Source organism: Streptomyces sp. NPDC041796 (assembly GCF_055590785.1).
The window spans coordinates 1-4,792 of record NZ_JBVJAH010000075.1 but is presented as its reverse complement, the minus strand read 5'-3'; the positions used below and the strand labels follow the sequence as shown (position 1 = coordinate 4,792).

The 4,792-nt window shown below is 66.3% G+C and carries 6 protein-coding genes and 3 pseudogenes; 6 read left to right on the top strand and 3 right to left on the bottom strand.

Annotated elements, in window-relative coordinates; all coding sequences use genetic code 11:
• Positions 1 to 383 precede the first annotated feature (383 nt).
• Positions 384 to 806, bottom strand: a complete 423-nt coding sequence (locus tag ACZ6C1_RS38680; RefSeq protein ID WP_469247708.1) for a DUF2267 domain-containing protein — start codon at positions 804 to 806, stop codon at positions 384 to 386.
• Positions 807 to 1,236: 430 nt separating this feature from the next.
• Between ACZ6C1_RS38680 and ACZ6C1_RS38675 the strand changes: the two genes are divergently transcribed.
• Both ACZ6C1_RS38675 and ACZ6C1_RS38670 read left to right on the top strand, forming a co-directional pair.
• Positions 1,237 to 1,404 (top strand): hypothetical protein, encoded by a 168-nt coding sequence (locus ACZ6C1_RS38675; protein ID WP_469247710.1) that lies wholly within the window; start codon positions 1,237 to 1,239, stop codon positions 1,402 to 1,404.
• Entirely contained in the window at positions 1,401 to 1,559 is a 159-nt protein-coding gene (locus ACZ6C1_RS38670) for a hypothetical protein (protein ID WP_469247709.1), read from the top strand. The genes ACZ6C1_RS38675 and ACZ6C1_RS38670 overlap by 4 nt, the downstream gene beginning before the upstream one ends.
• An 18-nt stretch (positions 1,560 to 1,577) precedes the next feature.
• Here ACZ6C1_RS38670 and ACZ6C1_RS38665 read toward each other — a convergent pair.
• Positions 1,578 to 1,763, bottom strand: a pseudogene (locus ACZ6C1_RS38665) (DUF4158 domain-containing protein); the annotation flags it as partial.
• A gap of 361 nt (positions 1,764 to 2,124) precedes the next feature.
• On the opposite strand from ACZ6C1_RS38665, the pseudogene ACZ6C1_RS38660 reads away from it, so the two are divergent.
• The 3 genes and pseudogenes from ACZ6C1_RS38660 to ACZ6C1_RS38650 form a co-directional block, all read left to right on the top strand.
• Positions 2,125 to 3,015 (top strand): annotated as a pseudogene (locus ACZ6C1_RS38660) (IS30 family transposase); the annotation flags it as partial.
• Positions 2,993 to 3,364, top strand: coding sequence for a transposase (locus ACZ6C1_RS38655; RefSeq protein WP_469247706.1), 372 nt, complete (start codon positions 2,993 to 2,995; stop codon positions 3,362 to 3,364). The pseudogene ACZ6C1_RS38660 and the gene ACZ6C1_RS38655, both read left to right, overlap by 23 nt.
• Positions 3,365 to 3,537: 173 nt before the next feature.
• Positions 3,538 to 3,945 carry a hypothetical protein gene (locus tag ACZ6C1_RS38650; protein WP_469247705.1) on the top strand — a complete coding sequence of 136 codons (408 nt, stop codon included), beginning with the start codon at positions 3,538 to 3,540 and terminating at the stop codon, positions 3,943 to 3,945.
• 353 nt (positions 3,946 to 4,298) lie between these two features.
• On the opposite strand, the pseudogene ACZ6C1_RS38645 reads toward ACZ6C1_RS38650, so the two are convergent.
• Positions 4,299 to 4,531 (bottom strand): annotated as a pseudogene (locus ACZ6C1_RS38645) (DUF305 domain-containing protein); the annotation flags it as partial.
• 133 nt (positions 4,532 to 4,664) lie between these two features.
• Here ACZ6C1_RS38645 and ACZ6C1_RS38640 point away from each other — a divergent pair.
• The coding region (locus tag ACZ6C1_RS38640) for a DUF4158 domain-containing protein (RefSeq protein WP_469247707.1) at positions 4,665 to 4,792 on the top strand (128 nt) is incomplete at its 3' end.

Here is a 4,792-nt window from a genome sequence, read left to right as displayed (position 1 = left end):
AGATACACGCCGACCTCCACCTCGGACTGCTCCAACTCCCCTGCAGCATCATCTGCTTGCGACGCCTCCGCACCCCACTCCGAAACGATCAGTAAGACGCAGGCTGCAGCTTGTCCGCCATGAGCGGATAGAAATGACGCCAACCTCTCAAAACGCCGCGCGCCAAACCCGCCACAATGACTTTCCCCGGCAGGGTGGGAAGCGGTGAGAGCCTTGGCAGCCAGTAACCGGAGATCACAGACACCGCTGTCAACCTATGGCCTTCTCACAGACTTACACGGCCACCGGGTGAGATCACGGAAGTGCTCGTGACCGGGCGAGCCAAAGGGATGCGCAGAGAAGAGAACGAGCAGGCGCTCGCCACGTTTGCGGAGCCCCTCCAGTTAGTTCGGTCCGGGGTTGCCCAGGTATGGCTCGTAGTCCGGTCCCAGGTCCGTAAGGATGGCTTCGAGCTGATGGGCCGGCAGCGCTTCGGCGAGGCAGGACAGCACGACCGCAGCGTCCCACCGTGCCGTCGTGGGCCGCGACCCAGTCAGGTCGGCCAGCCTGCAGACAAACTCCTCAGGCCCGAACGCCACCCGCTCACGCGCAAGGGGCTCAAAGGCGTCGACGACCAAGGCCGGCAGTTCCTCCGCCAGCCTCCGCACGACGTGCTCACTGAGCACCGAGGCAAGGACCGCAAACACGCCGACGGCTGCCTCCTCGGCCTGGCGGGGCCGGGGATATCCCCCGCGCTCGCGCACCGAGGCGACAAACTTATCGAATCTCACCATGAGGAGATACTTGCGGCTTTTCCGGCACTTCATGCCACAGATTTCTGGTCCGCCCCGTGATGGCGATGCTTGTCTAAGTAGTGGGCTCGTCCGTCGCCGTTGCGGTCCTACTCGGCGAGGCTCTGGTCCGGCAGGATAGGGCGGGAGTTGGTTGCCCCGATCGCTGCGGTCAGGCCCGGCTCGCGAGTCCGGCCGGGTGCTTGACAACTGAGTGGGAGTAGGTGCGGCGGTCGTCGAGACTGGTCCTGAAGCCGGCCGAGTCATTTCAGGGTGTCGTGCCTGTGGGCGATCTGGGATCAGGGGCTTCACCCCGGACGGATGATGTTCCTCCTGGAGAGCGTGGGGGAGAAGAAGCCGCGTCTTCGCCGCTCGTTCACGCCGGAGTTCAAGGCCGAGAGCTGTGCCGGCGGGGCGACAGGCCGGTCGGTCAGGTCGCCAGACTTTCGGCCTGACCGAGACCGCAGTGCGGGACTGGGGGAAGCAGGCCGAAATCGACGCGGGCGAGCGGGGCGGCCTGACCAGCAGCGCACGCGAGGAACTGGCCGTGCTGCGGAGGGAGAACCGCAGGCTGCGCGAGGACGTCGGCATCCTCAAGCGTGCGACGGCTTTCTTCGCGACGGAGACCCGGTGAACGTGGACCCGTTCATCGAGGCGGAGAAAACCGCAGGTCACGGCGTCAAGCGGAGGTGTGAACTCCTCATCATCGACATCGCCTCCCGCCGTGTCGTCGGCTGGGCCACCGCCGGCCACCAGCGAACCAAACTCGTCGCCGCGGGGTCCCAGTAGTACTCGCCGAAAAGCAAAGCCCAACCACGGCAGCATGCACAACTGCACCGCGGCGCCGAGGACCGTCTGGGGACGCAGGAACTTCCGCAGGAACGCCTCATCCGCCGGACTGAGGGTGAAGTAGCGGATCAGTTCGTCCTTGCCGATCGCCGGGAAGGACCGTAACCCCTCCAACTCCTCATCGGAGAACACCCGCGTGGCCATCCGCCCTCCCGGCCCATCAGATCATCAGTCCAGACAGCCACCAGCGATACCCGACCGGGGCGTGCACACGGGGCGGAATCCCCGAACCTCTCCCCGCAGCGCACTCACTGCGCTACCGTCCGCTGCCCGCAACCGCGATGACCACCGAGCCATGAATCGCCGCAGCTCAGGGGCTGCTCCGTTGGTTTTCGGCGAGTACTACTGGGACCCCCTCACAGCCGCCTGCCGGACCCGCCGGGGGCGCCTGGACTACCGGGCCTCGGTCGCTTAATGGCACGCCGACCGGCAGGGCCGCCGTCCCAAGCCCGGCAAGCTCGTCGCACACGAGGAACTGCGGCAGTATGTGCAGGACCGACTGTCCGGCACGGTCACCGGCCCCGACGGGCTACCGGTGCCCGGCCCGCAGACGGCATGGATGGGGCGCAACAAGCCCCGGCGCCGGTACCGGCGCTGGGCGACGGCGTGGAGCCCGGAGCAGATCGCCCGACGGCTCCCGCTCGACTTCCCTCAGGACCAGACCATGCGCATCTCCCATGAAGCGATCTACCAATCCCTGTACATGCAGGGGCGCGGCGGGCTTGAGCGAGAACTCACCGCCTGCCTGCGCACCGGCCGCGCACTGCGGGTCCCCAGAGCCCGCGCCAAGGGACGAGGCAAGAACTTCGTCACCGAGGACGTGCTGATCAGCCAGCGGCCGGCCGAAGCCGAGGACCGGGCCGTGCCCGGACACTGGGAGGGCGACCTCATCACCGGCCTGAACAGCTCCGCGACCGGCACGCTCGTCGAGCGCAGCCCCCGGTTCACGATGCTCCTGCACCTCGCCGATGGAAGGCCACGGCGGGCCACGCTCCAAGAACGGCCCGGCTCTCACGGCGCCTCGGCCGTCCGCGATGCCCTCGCCGCCACGATCATCACCCTGCCCGAGCAACTGCGCAGGTCGCTGACCTGGGACCAGGGCGCGGAGATGGCCCAGCACGCCCAACTGCGCATCGACGCCGCTCTACAGGTGTACTTCGCCGACCCGCACTCACCCTGGCAGCGTGGCACCAACGAGAACACGAACGGTCTCCTGCGGCAGTACTTCCCGAAGGGAACCGACCTGAGCAGGCACAGCCGCAGCGACCTCGACGCAGTTGACGCCGCACTCAACAGCCGTCCCCGCAAGACCCTGCAATGGAAGACGCCATCCGAAGCCTTCAGCGAGCAGCTACTGTTGATCCAACAGGGCAGTGGTGTTGCAACGACCGGTTGAGCCTGGGCAGTACACCAGCAGTGAACTCGCCGCCCTGGCAGCAAGGTTCAGTATCAGACTGTCGGCCGGACGCACCGGCCAGTGCTGGGACAACGCCCTCGCAGGATCATTCTTCTCCACCCTGAAGAACGAGCTCGGTGACCCACACCCCTGGCCCAGCCGGGCCGCTGCCCACACAGCGATATTCGAGTGGATCGACAGCTGGTACACCTTGCGCAGGCTCCACAGCAGCCTCGGCTACCGCAGCCCCGCCGAATACGACCTCCCCCGCGGCGTGACCACCACACCAAAGGTGTCCGTCAAAGCGAAACAAGCTCACAGGAGGGCAGGCCAGCGCGAACCGCCATGATGTCGGCTGCGAGAGCCTGCACAAGCCGCTGGGCGGCGACTTCTGTGGGCTTTCGTTCCGTCAGGGCATTGGTGCTCATCCCTCAAGATCGTCATACAGCCGAGTGGGCGTCTGCCGGGACGGTGGATCGCCGTACCTGGCTGAGACGCCCGAGCGACAGTGGGGAGGCGCGCGTGAGCCGTGAACTGATCCTGGTCTGCCAGGAGTGCGGCGGAAGGATCGCCAGCGACGATGGTTACCTCGGGGTCAATACCGTTGAGGTGAACGCTGCTCAGCGGGCCGTGCTGGCCTGGGAAGAGCGACAGGCCCAGCGTCGGGTGCAGAACCTTCCGGTCGACAAGGTTCTGCCGGAGTACCCGACGGAAGTGCGGTGGCAGGCTCACCACGACACGTGCGATCCCGTGAGAGGCAGGTTCCGCTACCGCATCCCCGCCGCCGACCTTCGCACCCCGGCTGATCTTCTCGGCTGGACCGCTTACCTGATGGAGAAGACCTGGCTGGCACGGACCGACTGGCCCGACATCCTACGCGAAGCCCGTGACGGGGGTAAGCGCATTGAACTTGTTCGGTGTGGCCACTGATCGGGGTAACTCGTGTGGCCGGGGTTGCGGTCGGGGCTACCGGTGTGCCGGGCGCGAGCCGCTGCTCGCCAGGCGGGAGGCCAATCATGGGTTCCAACCGCGCCGTCCTCGATGTCCCCCCACACCTTGGCGGAACGGGTGATGGTGCTGATCATGGCCCGTGAAGGTGGTGACCGCCGATGTAGGCGCTCCTCGCCCGAGCACGCCCTGGCCACACTATGCCTCCCCGCAGGTGGAAGCGCGCGAGTTCGCAGATTCTCACATGGGGAAAGGAGAGAACCCGCTCGTAGGTCCTCGCAAAACATCGGCAGTTGCGAGCGGGTTCCGGGCAACCGTTCCCACAGACCCTGGTTCTACCTGGGCGCTGAACCACGCTCCTTGAGCATGTCGGCCATGAGGCCCATCTCCGACTGCTGGCTGTCGACCATGCCCTGGGCAAGCTTGCGTTCCTGCGACACGTCGCACTGCTGGGCGCAGCCGCGGGCCATGCTCACGCCGCCCATGTGGTGGTCCGTCATGAGCTGGAGTAGAGGATTTCGGCTTGCTTGCCGCTGGCTGTACGGAGCTGGTCGAGTTCGGCGTTGGTCGGCCTTGGGGAACATCGGTACAGCCGTTGGCGCTGAGATTGATCATGGTCGGCTAGCACAGTGATCGGGTGTCGCGCTGGGACTCCCTTGAAGATCGTTGATCACGGGTGAGGGGCGGCTACCGTCCGCCGCGTGCCGGTGGAATTTTTGACTGATGGGCAGGCTGAGGCGTACGGGAAGTTCGCCGAGGAGCCCACGCGTCCGGAGCTGGAGCGGTTCTTCTTCCTGGACGATGTCGACCGCGATCTGATCGCGCTGCG